This window comes from Acidovorax sp. 59, assembly GCF_002754175.1.
In the GTDB taxonomy this organism is placed as follows: Bacteria; Pseudomonadota; Gammaproteobacteria; order Burkholderiales; family Burkholderiaceae_C; genus Acidovorax; species Acidovorax delafieldii.
In genome coordinates, this window is sequence record NZ_PEET01000001.1 from 5,018,735 (window position 1) to 5,044,351 (window position 25,617).

Annotated in this window: 23 protein-coding genes; 13 read left to right on the top strand and 10 right to left on the bottom strand. The window is 67.2% G+C overall.

What is annotated here, in order from left to right; all coding sequences use genetic code 11:
• The first annotated feature begins 4 nt into the window (after window positions 1-4).
• The 4 genes from trpD to CLU87_RS22980 all read left to right on the top strand — a co-directional run bounded on the left by trpD (window position 5) and on the right by CLU87_RS22980 (window position 2,795).
• Complete coding sequence (trpD, locus tag CLU87_RS22970) at window positions 5-1,042, top strand: anthranilate phosphoribosyltransferase (protein ID WP_099731941.1); 1,038 nt, start codon at window positions 5-7, stop codon at window positions 1,040-1,042.
• Between the two features lie 20 nt (window positions 1,043-1,062).
• Window positions 1,063-1,212 carry a hypothetical protein gene (locus CLU87_RS23390; protein ID WP_199170866.1) on the top strand — a complete coding sequence of 50 codons (150 nt, stop codon included), beginning with the start codon at window positions 1,063-1,065 and terminating at the stop codon, window positions 1,210-1,212.
• A complete protein-coding gene (gene trpC / locus CLU87_RS22975; RefSeq protein ID WP_099731942.1) occupies window positions 1,205-2,008 on the top strand; it encodes an indole-3-glycerol phosphate synthase TrpC in 804 nt (267 codons plus the stop codon). Before CLU87_RS23390 ends, trpC begins: the two co-directional genes overlap by 8 nt.
• A gap of 70 nt (window positions 2,009-2,078) precedes the next feature.
• A complete protein-coding gene (locus CLU87_RS22980) occupies window positions 2,079-2,795 on the top strand; it encodes a uracil-DNA glycosylase (RefSeq protein WP_099731943.1) in 717 nt (238 codons plus the stop codon).
• 47 nt (window positions 2,796-2,842) lie between these two features.
• Here CLU87_RS22980 and CLU87_RS22985 read toward each other — a convergent pair whose 3' ends face one another.
• Window positions 2,843-3,817 carry a helix-turn-helix domain-containing protein gene (locus tag CLU87_RS22985; protein ID WP_158236095.1) on the bottom strand — a complete coding sequence of 325 codons (975 nt, stop codon included), beginning with the start codon at window positions 3,815-3,817 and terminating at the stop codon, window positions 2,843-2,845.
• Between the two features lie 352 nt (window positions 3,818-4,169).
• On the opposite strand from CLU87_RS22985, the gene CLU87_RS23630 reads away from it, so the two are divergent.
• Complete coding sequence (locus tag CLU87_RS23630; RefSeq protein ID WP_099731945.1) at window positions 4,170-5,897, top strand: methyl-accepting chemotaxis protein; 1,728 nt, start codon at window positions 4,170-4,172, stop codon at window positions 5,895-5,897.
• Between the two features lie 75 nt (window positions 5,898-5,972).
• Window positions 5,973-7,205 (top strand): HD-GYP domain-containing protein, encoded by a 1,233-nt coding sequence (locus CLU87_RS22995; protein WP_099732323.1) that lies wholly within the window; start codon window positions 5,973-5,975, stop codon window positions 7,203-7,205.
• 21 nt (window positions 7,206-7,226) lie between these two features.
• Here the strand turns inward: CLU87_RS22995 and CLU87_RS23000 are convergent, their stop codons facing one another.
• On the bottom strand, window positions 7,227-8,168 hold the full coding sequence (locus tag CLU87_RS23000; protein WP_099731946.1) for a LysR family transcriptional regulator: 942 nt from the start codon (window positions 8,166-8,168) through the stop codon (window positions 7,227-7,229).
• A gap of 152 nt (window positions 8,169-8,320) precedes the next feature.
• Here CLU87_RS23000 and CLU87_RS23005 point away from each other — a divergent pair, with 152 nt between their 5' ends.
• Window positions 8,321-9,304 (top strand): tripartite tricarboxylate transporter substrate binding protein, encoded by a 984-nt coding sequence (locus CLU87_RS23005; RefSeq protein ID WP_099731947.1) that lies wholly within the window; start codon window positions 8,321-8,323, stop codon window positions 9,302-9,304.
• Between the two features lie 146 nt (window positions 9,305-9,450).
• Window positions 9,451-11,052, top strand: coding sequence for a gamma-glutamyltransferase family protein (locus CLU87_RS23010; protein WP_099731948.1), 1,602 nt, complete (start codon window positions 9,451-9,453; stop codon window positions 11,050-11,052).
• 84 nt (window positions 11,053-11,136) lie between these two features.
• Here CLU87_RS23010 and CLU87_RS23015 read toward each other — a convergent pair whose 3' ends face one another.
• From CLU87_RS23015 to CLU87_RS23030, 4 genes are all read right to left on the bottom strand, one after another.
• Window positions 11,137-12,042 (bottom strand): DMT family transporter, encoded by a 906-nt coding sequence (locus CLU87_RS23015; protein WP_099731949.1) that lies wholly within the window; start codon window positions 12,040-12,042, stop codon window positions 11,137-11,139.
• Complete coding sequence (gene queA / locus CLU87_RS23020; RefSeq protein ID WP_099731950.1) at window positions 12,039-13,184, bottom strand: tRNA preQ1(34) S-adenosylmethionine ribosyltransferase-isomerase QueA; 1,146 nt, start codon at window positions 13,182-13,184, stop codon at window positions 12,039-12,041. Before queA ends, CLU87_RS23015 begins: the two co-directional genes overlap by 4 nt.
• A 90-nt stretch (window positions 13,185-13,274) precedes the next feature.
• Window positions 13,275-14,234: a 1-phosphofructokinase family hexose kinase gene (locus CLU87_RS23025; protein ID WP_099731951.1), complete on the bottom strand. Its 960-nt coding sequence runs from the start codon at window positions 14,232-14,234 to the stop codon at window positions 13,275-13,277.
• Window positions 14,235-14,237: 3 nt separating this feature from the next.
• The gene (locus tag CLU87_RS23030; RefSeq protein WP_099731952.1) at window positions 14,238-15,518 is read right to left on the bottom strand and encodes an HD-GYP domain-containing protein; all 1,281 of its coding nucleotides are present in this window, start codon (window positions 15,516-15,518) and stop codon (window positions 14,238-14,240) included.
• Between the two features lie 110 nt (window positions 15,519-15,628).
• Between CLU87_RS23030 and recG the strand changes: the two genes are divergently transcribed.
• The 5 genes from recG (at window position 15,629) to CLU87_RS23055 (ending at window position 21,886) form a co-directional block, all read left to right on the top strand.
• Complete coding sequence (gene recG, locus CLU87_RS23035; protein ID WP_099731953.1) at window positions 15,629-17,788, top strand: ATP-dependent DNA helicase RecG; 2,160 nt, start codon at window positions 15,629-15,631, stop codon at window positions 17,786-17,788.
• Between the two features lie 41 nt (window positions 17,789-17,829).
• Window positions 17,830-18,795 (top strand): LysR substrate-binding domain-containing protein, encoded by a 966-nt coding sequence (locus tag CLU87_RS23040; RefSeq protein ID WP_056747872.1) that lies wholly within the window; start codon window positions 17,830-17,832, stop codon window positions 18,793-18,795.
• Window positions 18,796-18,941: 146 nt separating this feature from the next.
• Complete coding sequence (locus CLU87_RS23045) at window positions 18,942-20,678, top strand: dipeptidase (protein ID WP_099731954.1); 1,737 nt, start codon at window positions 18,942-18,944, stop codon at window positions 20,676-20,678.
• Between the two features lie 151 nt (window positions 20,679-20,829).
• On the top strand, window positions 20,830-21,348 hold the full coding sequence (locus tag CLU87_RS23050) for a Dps family protein (RefSeq protein ID WP_056647935.1): 519 nt from the start codon (window positions 20,830-20,832) through the stop codon (window positions 21,346-21,348).
• Window positions 21,349-21,517: 169 nt separating this feature from the next.
• Window positions 21,518-21,886 carry a response regulator gene (locus CLU87_RS23055; protein WP_099731955.1) on the top strand — a complete coding sequence of 123 codons (369 nt, stop codon included), beginning with the start codon at window positions 21,518-21,520 and terminating at the stop codon, window positions 21,884-21,886.
• Window positions 21,887-21,982: 96 nt separating this feature from the next.
• On the opposite strand, the gene CLU87_RS23060 is transcribed toward CLU87_RS23055, so the two are convergent.
• The 4 genes from CLU87_RS23060 to CLU87_RS23075 all read right to left on the bottom strand — a co-directional run.
• Entirely contained in the window at window positions 21,983-23,107 is a 1,125-nt protein-coding gene (locus CLU87_RS23060; RefSeq protein ID WP_099731956.1) for a hybrid sensor histidine kinase/response regulator, read from the bottom strand.
• Window positions 23,108-23,159: 52 nt separating this feature from the next.
• Window positions 23,160-23,783 carry a chemotaxis protein CheB gene (locus tag CLU87_RS23065; RefSeq protein WP_099731957.1) on the bottom strand — a complete coding sequence of 208 codons (624 nt, stop codon included), beginning with the start codon at window positions 23,781-23,783 and terminating at the stop codon, window positions 23,160-23,162.
• Window positions 23,780-24,616: a protein-glutamate O-methyltransferase CheR gene (locus tag CLU87_RS23070; RefSeq protein WP_099732324.1), complete on the bottom strand. Its 837-nt coding sequence runs from the start codon at window positions 24,614-24,616 to the stop codon at window positions 23,780-23,782. Before CLU87_RS23070 ends, CLU87_RS23065 begins: the two co-directional genes overlap by 4 nt.
• Window positions 24,617-24,624: 8 nt before the next feature.
• A partial coding sequence (locus CLU87_RS23075; protein WP_143227311.1) for a response regulator occupies window positions 24,625-25,617 on the bottom strand: 993 nt, incomplete at its 5' end.

Here is a 25,617-nt window from a genome sequence, read left to right on the forward strand (position 1 = left end):
TTCCATGCCCATTACCCCCCAGGAAGCGTTGCAGCGCACCATCGAACACCGCGAAATCTTCCACGACGAGATGCTGCACCTGATGCGGCTCATCATGAACGGCGAACTCTCGCCCGTCATGACCGCGTCCATCATCACCGGCCTGCGCGTGAAGAAGGAAACCATCGGCGAGATCACCGCAGCCGCGCAGGTGATGCGCGAGTTCAGCACCAAGGTGCACGTCAAGGACGCGACCCACATGGTGGACATCGTGGGCACGGGCGGCGACGGTGCCAACACCTTCAACATCTCCACCTGCTCGATGTTCGTGGCCGCCGCCTCAGGCGCCAAGGTCAGCAAACATGGCGGGCGCGGTGTGTCGAGCAAAAGCGGCAGCGCCGACGTGATGGAGGCCCTGGGCATCCACATCAACCTGAAGCCCGAGCAGATCGCCCAGTGCATCGCTGAAGTGGGCATCGGCTTCATGTTTGCGCCCAACCACCACCCGGCCATGAAGAACGTGGCCCCGGTGCGCAAGGAACTGGGCGTGCGCACCATCTTCAACATCCTGGGCCCGCTGACCAACCCGGCCGGTGCTCCCAACATCCTGATGGGCGTGTTCCACCCCGACCTCGTCGGTATCCAGGTGCGCGCGCTGCAGCGCCTGGGCGCCGAACACGCGCTGGTGGTGTACGGCCGTGACGGCATGGACGAAGTGAGCCTGGGCGCCGCCACGCTGGTCGGTGAGCTGAAGAACGGCCAGATCACCGAATACGAGATCCACCCTGAAGACTTCGGCCTGCCGATGGCCAGCAACCGGGCGCTCAAGGTCGAAACACCCGAGCAGTCGCGTGAGATGCTGATCGGCGTGCTCAAGGGCGAACCCGGTGCCGCGCAGGACATCGTCTGCCTGAATGCAGGCGTGGCCCTGTACGCCGCCAACGTGGCCGAGTCCATCCAGACGGGCATTGCCAAGGCACGCGCTGCGATTGCCTCCGGCGCCGCGCTGGCCAAGCTGGAGCAGGTGGTCACGCGCACGCATGCGCTGGCCACAGCGGTCTGATACGGCGGCCTGACCCAGCCATGTGGCACAACCCGGGCACCTGGATCGCACTGGGCGTCTCTGCCCTGTTCATCGTGGCCGGGGTCGTGATGCACCGCGTGTTCACCCGCATTCTGAAACAGGGCTCCGCTGAGCCCACCGAAACCGACAAGGCAGCCAACCATGAGTAGTGACATCCTCAACAAGATCGTGGCCGTCAAGCACGAAGAAGTGGCCGCCGCCAAAAAGCGCCTGCCGTTCGATGCCATGCGCGCCGATGCCGAGAGCCGCGTGCTCACGCGCGACTTTGAAGGCGCGCTGCGGGCCAAGATCGCCAAGGGCCAGGCGGCGGTGATTGCCGAGGTCAAGAAAGCCAGCCCCAGCAAGGGCGTGCTGCGCGCTGACTTCGAGCCCGCTGACATTGCGCAAAGCTATATGGAAGGCGATGGCAAGGTCAGCGCGGCCTGCCTGTCGGTGCTGACTGACCGGCAGTTCTTTCAGGGCCAGCCCGACTACCTGAAGCAGGCCCGCGCCAGCACCCTGCTGCCGGTGCTGCGCAAGGACTTCATGGTGGATGCGTACCAGATCTACGAATCCCGCGCCATGGGCGCCGATGCCATCCTGCTGATCGCTGCCTGCCTGGATGACGCGCAGATGGCTGATTTCGAGGCCATTGCCCGCAGCCTGGACATGGCGGTGCTGGTGGAGGTGCACGACCGCCCCGAGCTGGAGCGCGCGCTCAAGCTCAAGACCCCACTGGTGGGCATCAACAACCGCAACCTGCGCACGTTTGAAGTCACGCTGGATACCACCCTGGGCATGCTCAAGGATGTGCCAGCGGACCGTTTGCTGGTCACCGAGTCCGGCATCCTCAAGCCTGCCGATGTGAAGACCATGCGCGACGCGGGTGTGCACGCCTTTCTGGTGGGCGAGGCCTTCATGCGGGCGGATGACCCCGGCCTGGCGCTGGCCAAGCTGTTCGCTTGACAGTGATCGATCACTATGTTTTTGATAGCTGCTGGAGCATGTGTAACTAGCGCTACCAGCCTATTTCGCCATGAATTCCTCTGAAATGCCCGCCACGCAACTCCAGACGGCCCGACCCGCCGACTGGCCGGTAGCCCCTGGCTGGCAGCCCTTGGTGGACGCCTTTTTTGCAGGCGCGCGTGGGCAGGCGTTGCTCGCTCACTTGCAGGCGCGGCTGCAGGCCGGGGCTGCGATCTTTCCGCCCCAGCCGTTGCGCGCGCTGGACCTGACGCCACCCGAAGATGTGCGCGTGGTCATCCTGGGGCAGGACCCGTACCACGGCCGGGGCCAGGCCGAGGGTCTGGCATTTTCGGTGGCGCCGGGCGTGCGGCTGCCGCCCTCGCTGCAGAACATCTTCAAGGAAATGCAGCGCGACCTGGGGGTGGCGTTTCCCCCGTTCCCGAACCCCGGCGGGAGCCTGGTCAAGTGGGCAAAGAATGGCGTGCTGCTGCTCAACACCTGCCTCACGGTGGAAGAGGGCCAGGCCGCCAGCCATGCGGGCAAGGGCTGGGAAGAGCTGACTGACACCGTCATCCGCCACGTGGCCGAGGGCCCGCGTCCGGTGGTGTTCATGCTCTGGGGCTCGCACGCACAGGGAAAGCGCGCGTGGATTCCCGCAGACCGGGGGCACCTGGTGCTCACGTCCAACCACCCCTCGCCGTTATCGGCGCTGCGCCCGCCCGTGCCCTTCATTGGCAACGGGCACTTTGGCAAGGCGCGGGATTTTCGCGCGCAGCACGGTTACTGAGCCCTTGCACGGCGGCCCCCAGGGGTCATGGGCCGCCCTTTCGGTTTTCAAACCCTTCGCGTGCGGGTCTGGGCAGGTGACTCGCCATAGCGCTCACGGTAGAACGCTGAAAAGCTGCTGGCGCTGGCAAACCCGCAATCCATGGCAATCTGCGCGATGCTGTCCGCGCTGTCCTGAAGCAGGTGTTGGCGCGCGGTCGCCAGCCGCTGGTCGCGCAGCCACTGCATGGGGGACTGCCCAAACCGGTGCTGAAACGCGTATTGCAGCGCCCGGACCGACAGGCAGCCCAGCTGGGCCAGCTCGCTGAGGGTGAAGCGAGCCCCGGGCTCGGCCAGCATCGCATCGCACACCTTGTCCACGGCCACGCGTTCGCGCAGGCTGCCCGGGCGGGGTGGGCGGGTCTCCGCAGTCAGCCAGTCCGGCCGGAACAGCAGCACCAGCTGGCGGTAAACAAAGTCCTGAAAACCCAGCCGGTGCAGCAGCTCTGGCTGGTCCAGGTGCAGGTGGATGGTGGCCCCGATGTGCCGCGCCAGGGCCTCCAGAGAAGGGCCCATCTGCGAAGTCAGAAAGCGGACCCGCCCATGGTCCAGGTCGACCGGGCACCCCGCTTCCAGACCCCGCAATGCGCGCGCCGCCATGTGCAGCCCCTGGGGGTCCAGTTGCAGCATGAGCACGTTCTGGCCCTGGCCGACGGCTTCCTGGGGGCCAGAACCCGCCGGAATGAACACGCAGCGGGGGCCGGTCAGCTCCAGCTTCTGGTTCTGCACCCGCAACTCGTTGTGGCCTTGCAGCTTGAAGGACACGGAGGCGCGCGTGTTGTCTTCCACCGCAACACGCAGCGACGTAAACGACGCGGCTATGGCGGATATGCCGGGCAGCACCACGGAGGCCGACTGGCCCGCAAAGGCTTTGTCCCGTGGCTGTGCATCGCAATCCTGGAGCTTGGGCCACAGGGGCAGGACCGATTCTCCGAACGCTGCGGGGGTGGAGAAGGTGGCGCAACGGTCGTTGCCGAACAGCAAAGGGGACGGGACGGACGTTGGGTTCAGAGCGCGATACCGCTGAATGCGGGAAGAAAACCAGAGGTGGCCGGGTGTGAGCCTTGGGCTCTGCATCGAGTTCCTGGGTGGCGCAGTGTACAAGCAGACCTTGCGGTCAATGGCTGCCAAATAAACACCTGGAGGTTACTTTTGCGTTAAACATGCACACAACTGCGCGAATCGTGTAGACGGTAGTCAGGCTGTGTTTGGACAATCCCGCTGAGTCGGGGGGAGGTCTGCGGGCCCGGCGGCGCATGCCGCCGCCGGGTGGCTGTGGCGCGGAGCATCCACGGTGTCTTGCCATCGACAAGAACACAGCAAAGGAAATGACGTCGTGGAATGGTTCAAGAAGCTTTCGGTAGGGAGCAAGCTGATTGGCGGGTTTCTCGCCGTCGCGGCCGTGGGGGCGGTGATCGGGATCAACGGAGTCCAGAAATCGTCCCAGATCAATGACCTGGCCCAGCTGATGTATGAGCGCGAGATCGCTGGCATGTTGCATGCCACCGAAGCCAACATCAACCTTGTCGTCGCCGGGCGGGCCATGCGCAGTGCGCTGCTGGCGGTGTCGGAGCAGGAGCGCGCCACCCAATTGCAGGCTGCCGGCGAGAGCGTGTCGCAGGCACAGAGCGAACTGGAGCGCTCCGCCCAGTACTTCGTCACCGACAGCGGCAAGGCCCTGGCACGGGACGCTGGCGCTGCCTTGCGCGATTACGCAGCCGGGCTGGACCAGGTCGCGGCCTTGCTCAAGGAGGAGGAGCTGGCCAACGTGCGCGCCTCCACCGACAAGATGCGCGCAGTGCGCACCCTGGCCGACAAGGCCGACGACCTGCTGGGCAAGCTGGTCGAGCGCAAGCGCAGCGACGCCAAGGCGCTCAACGATGAGACGGACGCGATCTACGGCCGCATCCGCGTGCTGCTGATCTCCTTGACGGCCGGTGGTGCCCTGGTAGGGATCGCGATTGGCGTGGCCCTCACCCGCAGCCTCACGCGCGCGCTGGGCGGCGAGCCGGCCGCTGTGGCGCAGGCTGCCAATGCCATCGCTGCCGGGGACCTGTCTCTGCCCATCGATACATCGCGTGCCGGGGCGGGCAGTGTGGTGGCTGCGATGCACGACATGCAGCGCTCGCTGCGCAGCGTGGTGGGTACGGTGCGCGAGGCCAGCGACAGCATTGCCACGGGCGCCGGTCAGATCTCGGTGGGCAATGCCGACCTGTCCCAGCGCACCGAGGAGCAGGCCAGCAACCTGGAGGAGACGGCGGCCTCGATGGAAGAGCTGACCAGCACCGTGCAAAGCAGTGCCGACGTGTCGCGCCAGGCGGCCGAGCTTGCGCGCAGCGCCAGCGCGGCGGCCCACGATGGCGGCCGCGTGGTGGGGCAGGTGGTGGCGACGATGGCAGAGATCAACACATCGTCCCAGCGCATCTCCGACATCATCGGCGTGATCGACGGCATCGCTTTCCAGACCAACATCCTGGCGCTGAACGCTGCGGTGGAGGCGGCGCGTGCAGGCGAGCAGGGCCGTGGTTTTGCCGTGGTGGCGAGCGAAGTGCGCAGCCTGGCCCAGCGCAGCGCAGCGGCGGCGAAAGAGATCAAGGGCCTGATCGAGGACAGCGTGGGCCGGGTCGAGAAAGGCAGCCAGCTGGTCAACGATGCCGGCCAGGTGATGGACACCCTGGTGGCCCAGGTGCGCAGCGTGGCCGACCTGATTGGCGACATCACCACCGCCACGCAGGAGCAAACTGCAGGCATCAGCCAGATCAACGAAGCCGTGACCCAGCTGGACACGGTGACCCAGCAAAACGCCGCCCTGGTCGAAGAGGCGGCCGCCGCCGCAGACAGCCTGAACAGCCAGGCCCAGCAACTGGTGCAGGCGGTGGCCGTGTTTCGCCTGGGGCCGGATGCGCAGCGACCCGCCCCCGCGACCGGTCTTGCCGCGCCCGGGGCGTCACAGCGGCTGGCCCCTGCACTGCCACGCGCGGCACAGAAGGCGGTACCGGGCGCCGGTACTACCGCCCGACAGGCGGCCTCGGCAGGCGATGGGGATGCCTGGACGCGTTACTGAACAAGGTGGGGAGTGGCATGGGCTGAACCCCGCCGGGTTCCCCATGCCAGGTAGGTCGCAATGGATGGTGCCCCTGTGTTGAAAAGGATTCCGGTCGATCAGGCCCTGCCAGGCATGTTTGTGCACGCGCTGGATGCGTCGTGGATGGACCATCCCTTCTGGCGCAGCCGGTTTGCCCTGCAGGGTGAGGACGATGTCCTGGCCCTGCGCAGCAGTGGGGTGGCGCATTGCTGGATCGATGTCTCGCGCGGCGCGGATGTGGCTGCCGGGGCTGCATCTGTGCGCGAGGGCGGTGCGTACACCCCGGCGGACCTGCCAGCCGCCCCTGCCACGCAGGCTGCATCGCGGCAGCACCACATCCCGGCCCGGGGCGATGCGGTGACCCCGCCCCACCGCGCCGAACGGCTGGCAGTGAAGGCGCGCGAGGTGGTCCGGGCGCTGTTCTGCCAGGCCCGTGCGGGGCAGGCGATATCCCTGGACCACAGCTTGGCCATCGTGGATGAGCTGACGGCGGCGGTGGCGACGCAGCCCGGAGCGCTGATCGGGCTGGTGCGCCTCAAAAGCAAGGACAACTACACCTTCGCGCATTCCGTGGCGGTGTGCACCTTGATGATCGCGCTGGCGCGCCAACTGGGTTTGGCGCCCGACCAGGTGCGGGAGGCGGGCATGTGCGGGTTGCTGCACGACGTGGGCAAGCTGCGGGTGCCTGGCCACATCCTGGACAAGCCGGGCAAGCTCACGCCCGAAGAGTTCCGGGTGATGCAGATGCACCCGCAGCACGGGGTGGAGATCCTGCGCCGTGGTGGCCAGGTACCGGACTCCGTGATCGACGTCTGTCTGCACCACCATGAAAAGATGGACGGCAGCGGCTACCCGCATGGCTTGCCACAGGGACAGATCAGCCTGCTGGCACGCATGGCGGCGGTCTGCGATGTGTATGACGCGGTGACTTCCGAGCGGGCCTACAAGAGCGCCTGGGACCCGGCCATGGCCCTGGCGCGGATGGCGCAGTGGGAGGGGCATTTCGACCCGTCGATCCTGCACGCCTTTGTGCGGGTGGTGGGTATCTACCCGGTGGGGTCGCTGGTGCGTCTGGCCTCGCACAGGCTCGCCGTGGTGGTGGAGCACAACCCCGAGGCCCTGACGGCGCCCCGGGTGCGCGTGTTCTTCTCGCTGCGCTCTGGCTCGCACATCGAACAGCGGGTGGTGGACTTGTCCCGCACCGGCGAGGCAGACCACATCGTCGCGCGGGAGGACCCGCACACTCACGGGTTCATGCGGCTGGCCCACCTCTGGCAGCCGCAGTGACCGGAGTGCCTCAGCGCCTGTTCACGATCTCGCCGGGGACCGATTGTCAGCAGGCTCTTCGCCCGGCAGCTGTTCCTTGAGCAGTTCCAGAAACGCCTGCGCCGCCACCGGCAGGCTGCGCCCGGCCAGGGTCTGGAGTTCGATGTCGCGCAGGTCCATGCCAGGGTCGCTGATGGGCAGGGCCACGATGGCGCCTTCGGCCACCAGGTGGCGCACGGCGATCTCGCTGGCTACGGACAGGCCGCCGCCCAGCTGTACAAAGTTGACCACCGTCTTGGCGTGGTTGCTGATGAGCACGGCTTCGAGCTGCAGGCCCTGGCGGCTGCAGACGATGTCGATCATCTGGCGCACCGTGGTTTCGGCCGGGGGCAGCGCGAGGGGGTACTCGGCCATCTGCGCCAGGGTCACGCTGCCTGCGCTGGCCAGTGGGTGGCCCGGGGGCAGCAGGGCCAGCACCGGCGCGCTCTGGCGGTAGGCCACGTCGATGTCCTTGTGCGGTGCGCGGCTGAAGCACAGGCCGATGTCGGCTGCGCCGCTGCGCACGGCGTCGGGCACCTGGGCGGTGGGCAAGGCGATCACGCTGAACTGCACCCCTGCGTACGTGCGCTGGAACTCCACGCACAGGCGCGGCACCAGCTCGTTCGCGAACGCATCCGATGTGGCCAGACGCACCTGCCCCGCACGCAGGCCCTGCAGCGCGCCGATCTCGCCCAGCGCGCGCTCGGCGTCCAGCAACGTGCGGCGCGCGTGCACCGCCAGGATCTCGCCCGCCGCCGTCAGCACCATGCCGCGCGGGTGGCGCTCAAAGAGGGGCGTGCCCAGCTGGGCTTCCAGCCCCGCGATCTGGCGGCTCAGTGCCGAGGCGGCCACATGCAGCCGGGCCGAAGCCTCGGTGAGCGATCCACTCTGCGCCACGGCCAGAAAGTAGCGCAGGGTGGTGTCTTGCAGCAGGTGGGGACGCATGGAGGAAGGGGCGGAGAGGGAGGTGTTCAGTATGCGCCGGTTTGCCGTGGTGGCAAAGCAGCTTGCTGAAATGCTGGTGGTCAAGCAAGGCGCAGCTTCCTAAGATGGTTCCATCCTCTGTTGTGTCCGATTTCTTTGCGGGAGTGCTCTGTATGCGTCTACTTTCCTGGGGCCGTGGTGTCTGGGGCCTGGCCGGCCTGCTGGTGCTGGCATCTGCCGCGCAGGCACAAGCCAACTGGCCGGATCGCCCTGTGCGGGTGATCGTGCCCTTCCCCGCCAGCGGCGCGACCGACCTGGTGGCCCGTACCGTTACCCAGCGCGTCGCGGCCGACCTGGGGCAGCAACTGGTGGTGGACAACAAGCCCGGCGCTGGCGGCACCCTGGGCACGGCCGAGGCGGCCAAGGCCGCACCCGACGGCTACACCCTGCTGCTGACCACGAGCAGCACACATGCCATCTCGCCCCACCTCATGCCCAAGCTGGCTTATGACCCGCGCAAGGACTTCACGCCGGTGGCCCATGTGGCCGACGCACCCAGCGTGCTGCTGGTCACCAACAGCCTGCCGGTCAAGACCGTGGGTGAACTGATTGCCTACGCCAAGGCCCACCCCGGCAAGCTCAACTACGCCACCAGCGGCAACGGCACCATCGTGCACCTGAACACGGCCGCCTTCAGCGCCCAGGCGGGTGTGGAGATGACGCACATCCCCTACAAGGGCACGGCCCTGGCCATCCCTGACCTGATTGCCGGGCAGACGCATGTGCTGTTTGACTCGCTGCCCACCGGCATGCCGCACGCCAAGGCCGGCCGCCTGCGCGCGCTGGCCGTGACCAGCGAAAAGCGCAGCACCCTGGCGCCTGAGCTGCCCACGCTGGCCGAATCTGGCCTGCCCGGCTATTCGTCGGTGACCTGGTTTGGTGTGTACCTGCCTGCCGGGGCATCCCCCGCGCTGGTGGAGAAGGTGCACAAGGCCTTTGCCAAAGCCGTGCAGGCTCCCGAAGTGGCCGAGAGCTTGGCCAAGCTGGGCGTGGAGCCCGCCGCACCGCGCACGCCCGCGCAGTTTGGTGCCATGGTGCAGGCCGATAGCAATCGCTGGGCGACGGTGATTCGCCAACACAAAATAAATATCGATTAACCCCCCTGAGTCGCCTTCGGCGCCTTCCCCCAAGGGGGACGACGCCCTCGGTGCGGGGCGGCCCTTTCTCGGCGTCTCTCGCCTGCGCCATGCCTGTTCTACCCGTGTCTGGCTCACCGGACATGGGCCTTGGAGACACACGCTTTATGAATTCCAATTCTCTCGACTGGTCCCTTCCCTACGCCTCCAACCGCAGCGCGGTCATGGGCCGCAATGTGGTCTCCACCTCGCAGCCGCTGGCCGCGCAGGCGGGCCTTCGCATGCTGCTGGCGGGTGGCAACGCGGTGGACGCCGCCATTGCCGCTGCCATGGCGCTCACGGTGGTGGAGCCCACGGGCTGCGGCCTGGGCAGCGACGGGTTTGCCATCGTGTGGGATGGCAAGGAGCTGCACGGCCTCAATGCTTCGGGCCGCTCGCCTGCGGCATGGACGCCTGAATACTTCGAGAAGCTGGGCGGCATTCCCGAAACGGGCTGGAACGCCGTCACCGTGCCGGGTGCCGTGTCGGCCTGGGTGGCCTTGTCCAAGCGCCTGGGCAAGCTGCCGTTTGCACAACTGGCCCAGCCCGCCATCGACTACGCGCGCAACGGCTTTCCGGTGTCGCCCACCATCGCCCGCCTGTGGGCGCTGGGCGCTGCCAAGCTGGGCACGCAGCCCGGTTTTGCCGAGTGCTTCATGCCGAATGGTCGCGTGCCCCAGGCGGGTGAAATCTTTCGCAGTGACGCCCATGCGCGCACGCTGGAGCTGATTGCCGAAACCGAGGGCGAGGCCTTCTACCGGGGCGTGATTGCCGAGCGCATCGCCGCCCATGCGCAAGCCAACGGAGGCGCCATGACGATGGCCGACCTGGCCGCCCACCAGGCCGACTGGGTGGGCACCATCCAGCAGCGGTTTGGCGACTCGGTGGTCCATGAGATTCCGCCCAACGGCCAGGGCATTGCGGCGCTGATGGCGCTGGGCATGCTCGACGCGCATGGCATTGGCAAGCACCCGCTGGACGACGTGGAAACCGTGCACGCCAGCATCGAGGCCATGAAGCTCGCGTTTGCCGACCTGCACCAGTACAACGCCGACATCGACGCCATGCACGTCAAGCCCGATGCGCTGCTGAACCCCGACTACCTGCGCAGCCGCGCCGCGCTGATCGACACCACGCGCGCTGGCGACCCCGGCTATGGCGCGCCACGCCCCGGCGGCACGGTGTACCTGGCGGCAGCCGACGCGTCGGGCATGATGGTCTCGTTCATCCAGTCCAACTACATGGGCTTTGGCTCGGGCGTGGTGGTGCCGGGCACGGGCATCAGCCTGCAGAACCGGGGCCACGGCTTCAACCTGATCCGGGGCCATGCCAACCAGGTGGCGCCGCGCAAGCGCCCCTCGCACACCATCATCCCGGCCTTTGCCATGCATGCCGACGGCACGCCGCAGATGGCTTTCGGCGTGATGGGCGGCCCCATGCAGAGCCAGGGCCACACGCAGATGGCGCTGCGCGTGCTGCGCTACGGCCAGAACCCGCAGGCAGCCGCCGATGCGCCGCGCTGGCGCATCACCGGCGGCAAGGGTGTGGCGGTGGAGCCAGGGTTCGACCCCGCCGTGGTCGCCGCGCTGCGCGCGCGCGGGCACGAGGTGACGGTGGAAGAGGGCAACGGCGTGTTCGCCTTTGGCGGCGCCCAACTGGTGCTCAAGAACGGCAACAGCTACATCGCGGGCTCCGACCCGCGCAAGGACGGGCACGCGGTGGCGTTCTGATCCATGCCCAGGCGGTGGGCTTGATGCTATTGAATATATAGCTGCTCAGGCATATTGCACTAGCGCTACCGGCTGTTTCGGCTCTTAACGTGTCTCGCGCACGGTCAGCCAGGCGCTGGCCGCGCCGCTGAGCACGATGGCCGCGATGCCCGCCATCGACCACGCATCGGGCACATGGCGGTACACCAGCCAGCCCGCCAGCATCGCAAACCCGATCTGTGAATACAGGAACGGCGCAATCGTCACCGGCGTGGTGCGCGCATAGGCGTTGAGCAACAGCATGTGGCCCACCGCGCTCGACAGGCCCATGGTGAACATGCCGGCCCACAGCCACGGGTCGCTCACCGGCTGCCAGAAGAACGGCACGCCCAGCGACACCAGCGCGGTGGCGATCCAGCTGGTGTAGAGCTGCGTGGTAGCGGGGCTCTCGTGCCCGGCCATCTTGCTGCTCAGCACCTGGTAGCCGGTGCCCGCAGCCAGCATGCACAGCGGCCACAGCAGCGCCCAGGTGAAGGCCTCACCGCCGGGCCGGATGATGGCCAGCGTGCCCGCCAGGCCCGTCACCACCAGCAGCCAGCGCAAAGGGCTCACCGGCTGGTGCAGCCACAGGGCCGCCACCACCGTCACACACAGCGGCACCGTGGCCACGATGGCCGTGAACTCCGCCAGCGGCAGGGCCGTGAGGCTGATGAAGCCGAACAGGCTGGTCATGGCGAACAGCGCGCCGCGCAAGGCCTGGAAGCGGGGCTGTGTGGTGCGCAGCGCCGTGCGCCCCGCGCGCTGCAGCACGAAGGCCGTGGTCAGCAGCGACTGGAATACATAGCGCATCCACAGCGCCATTACGATGGGCACACCCACACTGACCAGCTTGCTCGCGGTGTCCAGCAGCGCAAAGAACGCGCAGGCCACCACGGCCAGCGCGATGCCTGCCAGCGCCGCACGCCGGCGGGCTGCAGGGCTGGTCGACGGCGCAGGGCCTGAGGAACTCACGGCGTGCCGCGCGCACGCTCCAGCAGCATGGCGTCGCCATAACTGAAGAAGCGGTACTGATGCGCAATGGCGTGCCGGTACAGGCCCATGATGTGGGCATAACCCGCAAACGCGCTCACCAGCATCATCAGCGTGCTCTTGGGCAGGTGGAAGTTGGTGATCAGCACATCCACCACCTGGAATGCAAAGCCCGGTGTGATGAAGATGTTGGTGTCGCCAGAGGCCTGGCCCGTCTTCGCCCAGGATTCGAGTGTGCGCACGGTGGTGGTGCCCACGGCCACCACGCGGCCGCCGCGCTGGCGGCAGCGCTCCAGCGCGGCCAGCGTGGCCAGCGGAATCTCGTACCACTCGCTGTGCATCTGGTGCTCGGCCAGGTTCTCGGTCTTGCAGGGTTGGAAGGTGCCCGCGCCCACGTGCAACGTGACGCTGGCGCGTTCGATGCCGCGTGCGGCCAGGTCGGCCAGCACGCCTTCGTCAAAATGCAGCGCGGCCGTGGGCGCGGCCACGGCGCCGGGGTTGCGGGCAAACACGGTCTGGTAGCGCTGGCTGTCCTCGGCCTCGTCGGGGTCGTGGTCGGTGTTTTGCTGGCGCTCGATGTAGGGCGGCAGCGGCAGGTGGCCGTGGCGGTCCATCAGCTCCCAGGGCGATTCGCCTGCAGGGCCGTGCAGCGCAAAGCGGAACAGCGGGCCGTCCTCGGTGGGCCAGCGGCCCAGCAACTGCGCGTCAAAGCCGCCCGCCTTGCGGCCACCGGCCATGTGCACCACGCTGCCGGGCAGGGGCTTCTTGCTGACCTTCATGTGGGCCACGACTTCGTTACCCGGGTTGCCAGCCTCGACGGGCAGCACGCGTTCGATCAGCAACTCCAGCTTGCCGCCGCTGGCCTTCTCGCCAAAGATGCGCGCCTTGACCACGCGCGTGTCGTTGAACACCAGCAGGTCGCCTTCGCGCAGCAGTCCGGGCAGCTCGCGAAAGATGCGGTCTACCGGCTGCATGGCGCGGCCATCGAGCAGGCGCGAGGCGCTGCGCTCGGGCGCGGGGTGCTGGGCAATGAGTTCGGGGGGCAGCGAGAAGTCGAAGTCGCTGAGGGTGAACACGCGGGGAGCGTGGGGCGCGCTGGCTGCGCCGGAGGAAAGATCAGTCATCGTGCTTGAGGGCCGAACGGGCCCGTGCCAAGGTAAAAATTGCGGAAGGCGCGATTGTCCCACGGGGCTGCAGCCCCTGCAGGCGCGGTGCTAGGGCGAGGTGGTGAATGCCACTGGTGCCGGTACGCTGTGCACCAACCGTTGCACGTCATCGGCCTGGGCCAGGGTGGTGCCCGGATGCAGCAAGGCGGCAGCGCCTGCGGCCACGCCCCAGCGCAGCGCCTCGGCAGGCGCATCGCCCCGGTCCAGCGCCCAGACCAGCGCGGCCAAAAAGCAGTCCCCAGCGCCCGTGGTGCCGGTCGTAGCGGGCACGTTCAGCGCTGGCGCCTGCCATACCCCCTCCCGCGTGGCCAGCACGGCGCCTTGCTCGCCCACCGACAGGGCCACGGTGTCGGCGGCGCCGCTGCGCACCAGCGACTGGGCGGCAGTGCACCAGTCGACCGCCTGTTCCAGGGGCTGTTGCAACAGGTCGCGCAGCTCGCGCAGGCTGGGTTTGACCAGCGCCACCCCGGCCTGCAATGCCGCCGCCAGCGGCGGCCCCGAGGTGTCGACGGCCACCCGCACGCCCCGGCCGGATGCGGCGCGCGCCAGCTGGGCGTAGAAGTCGTCCGGCGTGCCAGGCGGCAGGCTGCCGCTGGCAATCAGCCAGCGGGGTGGCGGTGTGTAGGTAGCCAGCGCATCCAGGCAGGCCTGCCACTCGCTGACCTGCAGCATGGGGCCGGGCAGCACAAACCGAAACTCCTGGCCCGTGCTGGTCTCGACCACCGAAAAGTTCTCGCGCGTGTCGCCCGCAATGCGCTGCAGCCGCGTGGGCACGCCCTCGCCGGCCAGCAACTGCTGCACCTGGGCGCCCGCCGCGCCGCCCGCCAGTGCCCACGCGCTCACGTCCGCGCCCAGGCGGTGCAGCACCCGCGCCACGTTGATGCCGCCGCCCCCCGCAAACCGTCGCACCGGGCCGCAGCGCAGCTTGTGTGTGGGGGCCACGTGGTCGGTGGTGGTCGCCAGGTCGAGGGCGGGGTTGAGCGTCAGGGTGATGATCAGTGCAGGCATGGGCTACCAGACCTTGTCGGAGAAGCCGGACCACAGCTCGTCCAGGTCGGGAAAGCGCCACTTCTCGGGGTCTTCGCGTGCCACGATCTTCTCGTTGCAGTCCGGGGCGGCCAGGTTCACCACCTCGGGCGGAATGCGCAGGTCGGACTTGGTCGAGAAAAACACCTTGACGATGGGGGTGGTCAGCGCGGTGGGCGATTGTTCAGTCACGATGCCGATGCGGCCCGAGGTCAGCCGCACCAGCGAGCCCACGGGGTAGATGCCGATGCTTTTGACAAACGCCTGAAAGATGCGTGCGTCAAAGTGGTCCCTGGTCCACTCGGCCATGCGGCGCAGCGACTCGGCCGGGTCCCAGCCGCGCTTGTAGGGTCGGTCGGAGGTGATGGCGTCGTATACGTCGCAGATGGCCGTCATGCGGGCGATCACGCTGATGCCTTCGCCCTGCAGCTTGTCGGGGTAGCCCGAGCCGTCCACCTTTTCATGGTGGTGCAGGCAGGCGTCCAGCACGGCGTCGGGCACGTTGCCGCCTTCCTTGAGCATGTGGTAGCCCTCCACCGGATGGCTGCGCACCACGGTGAACTCCTGGTCGGTGAGCTTGCCGGGCTTGTTGAGCACTGCCAGCGGGATGGCCGCCTTGCCCAGGTCGTGCAGCAGGCCTGCCATGCCAGCGAGCCGCTGCTGGTCGTCCTTGAGCTTGAGCTGCTTGGCAAGGGCCACCATGAGTGCGCACACCGCCACCGAATGCATGTAGGTGTAGTCGTCGGCCGTCTTCAGCCGCGCCAGGCTGATGAGTGCGCCGGGGTTGCGGGTGACGGAGTCGGAGATTTCTTCCACCAGGCTCTGTGCACTGGCCGAGTCCACTGCGCGGCCCATGCGGGCCTCGTTGAACATCGAGACCACCGCTTCCTTGGACTTGACGCAGATGGCGGCTGCCATCCTCAGTTCGCTGTGCATGTCCGCCGGTTGGCGGTCCCGCTTGGGGGGAGGAGGGGGTGAAGGCAGCGTCACCTTGATGGGGGGCAGGTCCTCCAGGCGGCTGAAGTCGGTCTCGATCTGCGCATCCACCTCTTCGCGCGACATCGACGCCGTGCCTGCGGCCACATCCAGGCCCTTGTCGGTATCGATCCAGATTTCCTGAATGGCGGTGGCCTGGATGCGGGCGAGGTCCTTGGGGTCCTTGAGCAGGAACTTGGCCCGCCAGAAGGGGTGCTCCATCCACGAGCCGCAAAACTCGTGCAGGTACATGCCCAGGGTCAGGTGTTGGATGTGAATGCGCTTGAGCATGACGGGGCCCCGGACTCGAAAACACGCCGTGATCAGGCGTTAGCAATGGTAACCATGGTAGCCTTTTCAGGCTGCGATCTCCGCTCGTTTTCCCTAGCAAATTGCTCTCCATGCCCGCTGCCGCCCCTGCTCCCGCCAAACCCACTGCGCGCTCCGCCGTCCCGGCCGCGCGTGGCCAGGGTGCGGCCTCGGTGGCGCAGAAGGCGTTGCAAAAACTGGGCCTGCGCCGCGATATCGACCTGGCCCTGCACCTGCCCTTGCGCTATGAGGATGAAACCCGCATCACCCCGCTGGCCAACGCGCGCGACGGGCAAACGGTACAGATCGAGGCCACGGTCACTGCCAGCGAGGTGCAACTGCGCCCCCGCCGCCAGCTGCTGGTGCAGGTAGAGGATGACACCGGCAGCTGTGAGCTGCGCTTTTTCAGCTTCTACCCGTCGCACCAGAAGACCCTGGCCGTGGGCGCGCGCCTGCGCATTCGGGGCGAGGTCAAAGGCGGCTTCTGGGGGCGGCAGATGCTGCACCCGGCCTTCCGCGTGGCGGGTGGCGAGTTGCCCGCCGCTCTCACGCCCGTCTACCCCACCACCGCCGGACTGCCCCAACCCTACCTGCGCCGGGCCGTCGTCAGTGCGCTGACGCGGGTGGATTTGTCGGACACCCTGCCACCCGGCACAGAGCCACCGATGGCCCGGGTTTATGGCCCCAATGGCCTGCAGCGCAGGTTCAGCTTGCGCGAGGCGCTCACTTTTTTGCACCATCCCACGCCCGATGTGGCGCTGTCCACGCTGGAGGACCAGAGCCACCCCGCCTGGCAGCGGTTGAAGGCGGAGGAGTTGCTGGCCCAGCAGCTGTCGCAGCAGCAGTCGCGGCGTGAACGCGACATGCTGCGCGCGCCGGTGCTGCGGCCCCGGCGCAGCGCCGACGGCGCCTTGCCATTGCACGAACAGTTGATGGGCGTATTGCCGTTTGACCTGACGGCGGCCCAGCGCCGCGTGGGCGAAGAGATCGCGGCCGATCTGGCCCGCCAGGTGCCCATGCACCGATTACTGCAGGGCGATGTGGGTTCGGGCAAAACCGTGGTGTCGGCCCTGGCCGCCTGCCTGGCCATGGACGCGGGCTGGCAGTGCGCGCTGATGGCACCCACCGAAATCCTGGCCGAGCAGCACTTTGCCAAGATGATCGGCTGGCTCGAACCGCTGCTGGCCGCACACGGCCGCAAGGTGGCCTGGCTGGTGGGCGGGCAAAAGAAGAAGGACCGAACCGCCATGCTGGCGCTGGTGGCCAGCGGCGAGGCGGCGCTGGTGGTGGGCACGCACGCCGTGATCCAGGACCAGGTGCAGTTCAAGAACCTGGCGCTGGCCATCATCGACGAGCAACACCGCTTTGGCGTGGCGCAGCGGCTGGCCTTGCGGCAAAAGTTGGCGGCCCACGGCATGGAGCCGCACATGCTCATGATGAGCGCCACGCCCATCCCGCGCACTTTGGCCATGAGCTACTACGCGGACCTGGATGTGTCGGTCATCGACGAGCTGCCGCCAGGCCGCACGCCCATCGTCACCAAGCTGATTGCAGACAGCCGCAAGGACGAGGTGATCGAGCGCATCGGCGCGCAGGTGGAGGCCGGACGGCAGGTGTACTGGGTGTGCCCGCTGATCGAAGAGAGCGAGGCGCTGGACCTCTCCAACGCGACCGCCACACACGCCGACCTGAGCGAGGCCTTGCCGGGCTGCATGGTCGGCCTGCTGCACTCGCGTATGCCCACCGCCGAGAAGAAGGCCGTGATGGCGCTCTTCACCAGTGGCCAGATGGGCGTGCTGGTCAGCACCACGGTGATCGAGGTGGGCGTGGACGTGCCCAACGCCTCGCTCATGGTCATTGAACATGCCGAGCGTTTTGGCCTCTCGCAATTGCACCAGCTGCGCGGCCGCGTGGGGCGCGGCGCGGCGGCCTCGGCCTGTGTGCTGCTGTACGCCACCAACGACAGCGGCCGCGTGGGCGAAACCGCCAAGGAGCGCCTGCGCGCCATGGCCGAAACCAACGATGGCTTCGAGATCGCCCGGCGCGACCTGGAGATCCGGGGCCCCGGCGAGTTTCTGGGCGCCCGCCAGTCGGGCGATGCGCTGCTGCGGTTTGCCGACCTGGCGACCGATACCCATCTGCTGGAATGGGCGCGTGAACTGGCCCCCCAGATGCTAGACCGCTACCCGGAATTGGCCGCCAAACACGTGGCGCGCTGGTTGGGTGGAAAATCGGACTATCTCAAGGCATGAGACGCTCAGAACGACACTGACGTGGCCCGCAGGAACACACCATGACCCTCACCGAACTCAAGTACATCGTTGCGGTGGCCCGCGAGAAGCACTTTGGCCATGCGGCCGACGCCTGCTATGTGTCGCAACCCACGCTCTCGGTGGCCATCAAGAAGCTGGAAGAAGAGCTGGACGTGAAGCTGTTCGAGCGCAGCGCGGGCGAAGTCACGGTGACCCCGCTGGGCGAGGACATTGTTCGCCAGGCGCAAAGCGTGCTGGAGCAGGCGGCGGCCATCAAGGAAATCGCCAAGCGCGGCAAGGACCCGCTGGCCGGTCCGCTCACGCTGGGCGTGATCTACACCATCGGGCCCTATCTGCTGCCCGAGCTGGTGCGCCAGTCCATCACGCGCACCCCGCAGATGCCGCTGATGCTGCAGGAGAACTTCACCGTCAAGCTGCTGGAGATGCTGCGCACGGGCGAGATCGACTGCGCCATCCTGGCCGAGCCTTTCCCCGACACCGGCCTGGCCATGGCGCCGCTGTATGACGAACCCTTCATGGCGGCCGTGCCCAGCACGCACCCCTTGGCGGCCAAGAAGTCGGTCACGGCTGCCGAGCTGAAAAACGAGACCATGCTGCTGCTCGGGGCGGGCCATTGCTTCCGGGACCATGTGCTGGAGGTGTGCCCCGAGTTCGCGCGCTTTGCGAGCAATGCCGAGGGCATCCGCAAGTCGTTTGAGGGCTCGTCGCTGGAGACCATCAAGCACATGGTGGCCGCCGGCATGGGGGTGACGCTGGTGCCACGCCTGTCGGTGCCGCGCGATGCGTTGCTCACGGTGTCGCGCCGCCGCAAGAGCGACGAGACCTACATCCGCTACCTGCCCATCCGTGAGGAAGACGGTGGCCCGCCGCCCGTGCGCCGCGTGGTGCTGGCGTGGCGCCGCAGCTTCACGCGCTACGAAGCCATTGCCGCTCTGCGCAACGCCATCTATGCGTGCGAGCTGCCAGGCGTGACCCGACTGTCCTGAACGGCTGCTGGGCACTGATTCGCTTCCTGGAATCGGCGCTACACTCCCGCCGCCCCTGCGCAGGTCCACCCGGCCCGGGCAGGCCATGCTCCACGGCGCCCTCTGCCCATCGGCGGTCGGTGCCTTTGCCCCCACAAGAGGTTCCTATGAAGACGCTTTGGCTCACCGCCACGCTGGTTGCCGCCCTGACGGCTTGCTCCACCCCCACCCCCCCACCCGCGACCCAGACGCTGAAGAAGCCTGCGCTCGACCGCATTGCGGCCGCGCCTGCCGCCGCTGCAGCAGCGGACTTCCGACAGTTCCTGGCGCTGGCTGGACAGATGCAGCCGCAGCTGCAGACCGCCGTGTCGGCTTACCTGGCGCACAAGCCTTTGGTGGGTGATGACCTGGTCAACATCAGCCGCTTGCTGGGTCTGCACAACCGCTTGCGCAACCAGGCGGCGGTGATCGACGCCACGGCGAAGATGGTGGCCATTCCCACGGTGCGCGCCGACAAGGTGCCGCCGCACGAAGACAAGCACATCATCGCCTTCGGTGCCTTGGTGGAGGGGATGGCCAAGGACTTCGGCCTGCAGTACCGCAACGTGGACAACCGCATCTTTGAAGTGAAGCTGCCTGGCACTGGCCCCGAGGAGTTCGGCATCCTCACCCATGCCGACGTGGTGCCCGTGGTGGCCGACGAATGGGTGCTGGACGATGGCACAAAGCTCGACCCCTTCCAGCTGACCCGCGTGGGCGGCAACCTGTATGGCCGGGGCTCCATTGACGACAAGGGCTCCATCGCCACGGTGCTGTTTGCGATGAAGGCCGTCAAGGACAGCGGCCTGCCGCTGGCGCGCACCATCCGCCTCATGATCGAAACCACCGAAGAAACCGGTGGCGACGCGATGAAGTACTACCGTGCCAAGACCACGCTGCCTGAGTACAACATCGTGCTCGATAGCAAATATCCTGCGGTGGTGGCCGAGAAGGGCTCGGGTGCGCTGCGCGCCTCGTTCCCGCTGTCATCGGCTGCCAATCCGGGCGCTACGGTTATCACCGCCATGGCGGGTGCCGCATCGGCCAACGCAGTGCCGCAAACCGCCACGGCCCGGCTGCACGGTGGCAACCTGGCAGATGTGGCGGCGCGGCTGAACGCTGCCAAGGGCGCCTTTGTTGCGAAGTACCAGCCGCAGGGCGGCGCATTCGGCATCGATGTGGCGCAGGACGGCGGTGCGGTGGTGGTGAAGGTGACCGGCGCATCGGCACACGGATCGCGCCCCGAAGAAGGCGTGAACCCGCTGCCGCGCCTAGCGCTGTTTCTCAAGGAGTCAGGCCTTGCTCTGGCACCCAACGGTTATGCGCAGGCCGTGCGTTACCTGACCGACCTGTATGGCACCGATTACCTGGGGCGCACGCTGGGCCTGGCTTACAGCGATGACTTCATGGGCCCGCTCACGATGTCGCCCAACCTCATCCGCGAAAAGGATGGCAAGGTCGATGTGCTGGTGAACGTGCGCATGCCCCGTGGCAATACGCCCGAAGCGCTGGCCAAGGCCACTACCGAACGCATCAAGGCCTGGGGCGCCCAGGCCGGCGTGGCGGTGGAGGTGGACCACAGCCAGGGCAACTGGATGGCGCGCGACCCCCAGGGCGCCTGGCTGGCCACGCTACTCAACACCTTTGGCGACACCACAGGCCTCGAAGCCAAGCCCGTGCCCACCGCCGGCAGCACCACGGCCAAGCTGATGCCCAACGCCATCAACTTTGGCCCCGCCATGCCTGGCAAGAAGTACACGGCCCACAACGCCAAGGAGTTCAAGGAAGTGGCCGACCTGGATGCCGACATGCAGATGTTCACCGAGATGCTGGTGCGCATCGGCAACTTGCCGCAGATGCAATAAGCCTGCGGTGCTTGCCCCCGCGTGTTTTCTTGACCCAGGTGCAGGGCATCGATGTTGGCTGACGCTGTGGGGCTTTTGCTTGCGCTACAGTGTTTGAGGACCCCGCACCGCGCGGGGTGTTTCATGTTTTCCGCACGGAAGGAACCTCCCCATGGCCAAAGCTCCTGGAAAAGCCGCACCTGGCAAGACCTCTGCCCCCAGCATCAACATCGGCATCAGCGACAAGGACCGCGCTGCCATCGCCCAGGGCCTGTCGCGCCTGCTGGCCGACACCTACACCCTGTACCTCACCACCCACAACTTCCACTGGAACGTGACGGGCCCTATGTTCAACACGCTGCACACCATGTTCATGGCGCAGTACACCGAACTGTGGAACGCGGTGGACCCGATTGCCGAGCGCATCCGCTCGCTGGGCCATGTGGCGCCGGGTTCTTACGCCGAGTTCGGCAAGCTGGCGACGGTACCCGACGCGCCCGCCAAGCCGCCCAAGGCGTTGGACATGGTGCGCGTGCTGGTTGAAGGCCACGAGGCCGTGGCCCGCACGGCGCGCAGCCTGTTCCCTCTGGCCGACAAGGCCAGCGACGAGCCCACGGCCGACCTGCTGACCCAGCGCCTGACGGTGCACGAGCAGACGGCGTGGATGCTGCGCTCATTGCTCGAAGAGTAAAAGGGTTCGCAGCTTCCAAGCGCATGACCCGAGGGGCGCAGAACAGTGCAGCACAGCGAAGAAGAGCGCCTTGTCCTACATGGCGCATGTCCATCGCCTGCGCATGATGCGGGTTTTGGTCATGCCCCTTCTTCGCAGGGTGGCATGGCGTATCAATCCCCTCCGATGTATGCGAATCCTGTACGTTGAAGACAACCCGGAGCTGCGCGAGACCATCGGCATGCTCATGGAAGGTGAAGGCCGGACGGTCACGCCCTGCGCCACTGCCGAGGAGGCGCTGGCGCTGGATGCTGGGGACGTCTTTGATGTGGTGGTGACCGATGTCAGCCTGCCAGGCCTCTCGGGCACGGAACTGGCCCGCCAGCTGCTGGCGGGTGATGCGCAGCGGTGGGTGGTGCTGTGCTCCGGCTACGAGCTCGGTAGCCACCCGCGCAGTTGGGGGCCCAACGTGCGCGCCTTGCTCAAACCTTTTGAGCTGGAAGAGCTGGAGCAGTTGCTCGAGTCCATCCATACAGCGCTGGCTTCAGCCGCCGGCTGAGTCTTGCGAGCGCCGATCGCTCGCTGTTCATCCTTTATTCATCACGCCACCCCCCCGGTCGTGGCGATCTGCGCTGTTGTGCTGGGCTGCGCGCAGTCAATTGCGGGGGCTGCGTGCTGGCGAGTGGCGCGGCAGTCTCACACGAAAGGTCGTGACATCGTCCCGTGACTGGGCCTCGATGGTTCCACGGTGGGCCCGCACGATCTGGTGCGCAATGAAGAGGCCCAGCCCCAGCCCCTGGTGGCGGCCGGGCTCACGCTCTCCACCCCGGAACGGGTCGAACAGATGCGGCAGCAGCTCAGGGGGAATGGTGCCGCCGTTGGACACTGTGATGCTCACCTCCTCAGGGCTGGTACCGTCCACTGCAATCTGCACAGGGTGGTCGACTCTGCCGTGGTGCAGGGCGTTGCCAACCAGGTTGGTGATCACCTGACACAGGCGTTCGGCATCCCAGGTGCCGGCCAGGTCGCCTTGCAGGGTGGACCCGATGTAGCGTTCCGGGTGGCTGGTGGCCACCTCATTCAGCGTGCGCTGCACCAGCGCCTGCATGTGGGTGGAGCCCAGCTGCAGCGCCAGCCCGCCCGCCTGGCGAATGCGGGTCACGTCCAGCAGGTCTTCGATCATGTGGCCCATGCGCTGGCTGGCGCTTAGCACCCGGTCGGCCATCAGCGCGGCCTTGTCGGGGGACGGCTGGCGCTTGAGCACCGTGGCTGCTGCGACGATGGACTGCAGGGGCGTGCGCAGGTCATGGCTCAGCACTGCCATGAACATTTCGTTGATGCGCAACGCTTCGGTGCGCGCGCGCAGCTCATGCGCCAGCGCCTGCTTGCGCCGGTGCAGTTCAAAGAACACGCTCGCCTTGTTGGTGAGCATGTGTGGGTCGATGGGTTTGTACAGAAAGTCCACCGCACCACTCTCGTACCCCCGGAACTGCCAGTTCTGCTCCCGCGAACCCGCCGTCATGAAGATGAGGGGAATGTGTCGGGTGCGTTCGCTGCCCCGGATCAGCTCCGCCAGCTCAAAGCCGTTCATCTCGGGCATTTGCACGTCCAGCAAGGCCAGTGCCACGTCATCGTGGGCCAGCAGCAGCTCCAGGGCCTCGGGGCCAGACTGGGCCTTGAGGATATCCAGCCCGTCGCGTTGCAGCAGGGCCTCCAGGGCGATCAGGTTTTCCTCGACATCGTCAACGAGCAGGCATTTGGTGCGGTCGGTCTGGGGCATGGGCGGTGGGGAGGGTGGATGGGGTTCTCAAGGAGGGACGCATATGCCCATATCAAAGCTGCTGGCGCTGATGCAGGTCCGCCAGCAGCCTTGCAATGCCTTCAGGGGGCAGGATGTGGTCAACCGTCACGGCCGCGATGGCCGCCTGTGGCATGGTGGGCATGCCGGCGCTGGCAGGGTCTTGCACGATGGTGAGGCCGCCCGCTGCCTGAATGGCCTGCAGGCCGTGCACACCATCTTCGTTGGCGCCCGACAGCAGAATGCCCACCAGCCGGGGGCCGTAGTGGTCTGCTGCGGACTCGAACAGGACGTCGATGGAGGGACGGGAAAAATGCAGGGGAGGGTCTACCGACAGCCCCACATGCGGGCCCTGGGGCCCGCTGTCAACCAGCAGGTGGTAGTCCGGGGGCGCAAAGCTCACCGAGCCTGGCGTGATGGCGTCCTTGTCCTGCGCCTCGCGCAGCGCCAGGGCGCAGCGGGGCTGGAAGATGTCCACCAGCAGGCTGCGCCGGTCCCGAGGCAGGTGCAGCACCACCAGCACCGCCGCCTGCAGCGTGGCGGGCAGTGCTGGCAGCAGCTCCAGCAAGGCATCGATACCGCCCGAAGACCCGCCCACCACGATGGCGGCGTAGCCCTCGGGGGGCACTGGCCTGGGTGTGTGGGCGGGGCTGCTCACAGCCCGGCCTTCTTGCGGTAGATGCGGTCTTGCAGCACGAAGTCGTCGAACGCATCGGTGTGCGCCGAAAACCGCAGCGACTCCTTGGAGCCCAGGCCCAGAAACCCCCGGTGGCACAGCGACTCGCGGAACAGCCCCAGGGCGCGATCCTGCAGGTCGCGCTCGAAGTAGATGAGCACATTGCGGCACGACACCAGATGGACCTCGGCAAACACGCTGTCGGTGGCCAGGCTGTGGTCAGAGAACACCATGTGCTCGCGCAAGCCCTTGTCGAACACCACGCGGCCATAGCCGGCAGCGTAGTAGTCCGACAACGAGCTGCGGGCGCCGGAGCGCGCATGGTTCTCGGTGAACGCAGGCACTCGGGACAGGTCGAACACACCTGCCTCGGCGGCGCGCAGCGCGTGCGGGTTGATGTCCGTGGCGTAGATCAGCGTGCGGTCCAGCAGGCCTTCTTCCTGCAGCAGGATGGCCAGCGAATACACCTCTTCTCCCGCGCTGCACCCGGCCACCCAGACCTTGAGCGACGGGTAGGTGCGCAGCAGCGGCACCACCTCCTGGCGCAGCGCCTGGAAGTAACTGGGGTCGCGGAACATGTCGCTCACCTGCACGGTGAGGTATTCGAGCAGCGCAGGGAACACGGCGGGCTCGTGCAGCACGCGGTCCTGCAGCTGCGACAGCGTCTTGCAGTCGAACTGCACCAGCGCCGACGCCAGCCGCCGCTTGAGCGACGCCTGTGCGTAGCCCCGGAAGTCGTAGTGGTAGCGGTGGTAGATGGCATCGATCAGCAGGCGCTGCTCGATGTCTGCGGTGCGGGCCTTGCGATGGGGCATGGCGGGGCCTACTTGGGCATCCACACCCGCACCAGGGACAGCAGCTTCTCCACGTCCAGCGGCTTGGCGATGTAGTCATTGGCCCCGGCGGCCAGGCATTTTTCCTGATCGTCCTTCATGGCCTTGGCGGTCAGCGCGATGATGGGCAGGCGGCGCCACTCAGGGCGGTTGCGGATCTCGCGCATGGCGGTGTAACCGTCCATCTCCGGCATCATGATGTCCATCAGCACCAGGTCAATCGCGGGGTGGCCGCCGCTGCCGGCGCGCTCCAGCGCCTGCAGGGCCTCCAGGCCGTTGCGCGCAATCTCCACGTGGATGCCGGTGGGCTCCAGGATGCTGGAGAGCGCAAACACGTTGCGCACATCGTCTTCCACCACCAGCACGTTGCGGCCTTCCAGGGCAGTCTCGCGGTTGCGGGCCACCTGCAGCATATGGCGGTGCTCTGCCGACAGCTCCGACTCCACCTGGTGCAGGAACAGCGTGACCTCGTCGAGCAGCCGCTCGGGGGAGCGGGCGTCCTTGATGATGATGGACTTGGAGAACCGGCGCAGCTGCTGCTCCTCGTCGCGCGACAGGGCGCGGCCTGTGTACACGATGACGGGCGGGAAGGAGACGCCGTCCTGCTCCGTCATCTGCTGCAGCAATTCGTAGCCGCTCAGGTCGGGCAGGTTCAGGTCCATCACCATGCAGTCAAAGGTGGAGCCGCGCAGGTGCGCCAGCGCCTCGGCTGCCGTGCCGGCGCCCACAATCTCCACGTCGTCGTTGGTGAGCAGGTGGCGCACGCTCTCGCGCTGGCGTTCGTCGTCTTCCACCACCAGCACGCGCCGCAGGTTCTGGGTGAACTTGGCTTCCAGCCGCTGCAGGGCATGCACCAGTTCGTCGCGCTTGACGGGCTTGAGGGCGTAGCCCACGGCGCCCCGGCCCAAGGCCTCTTGCGAGTAATCGGCCACCGAGACCACGTGCACCGGAATGTGGCGCGTGGCCGGGTTGCGCTTGAGCTG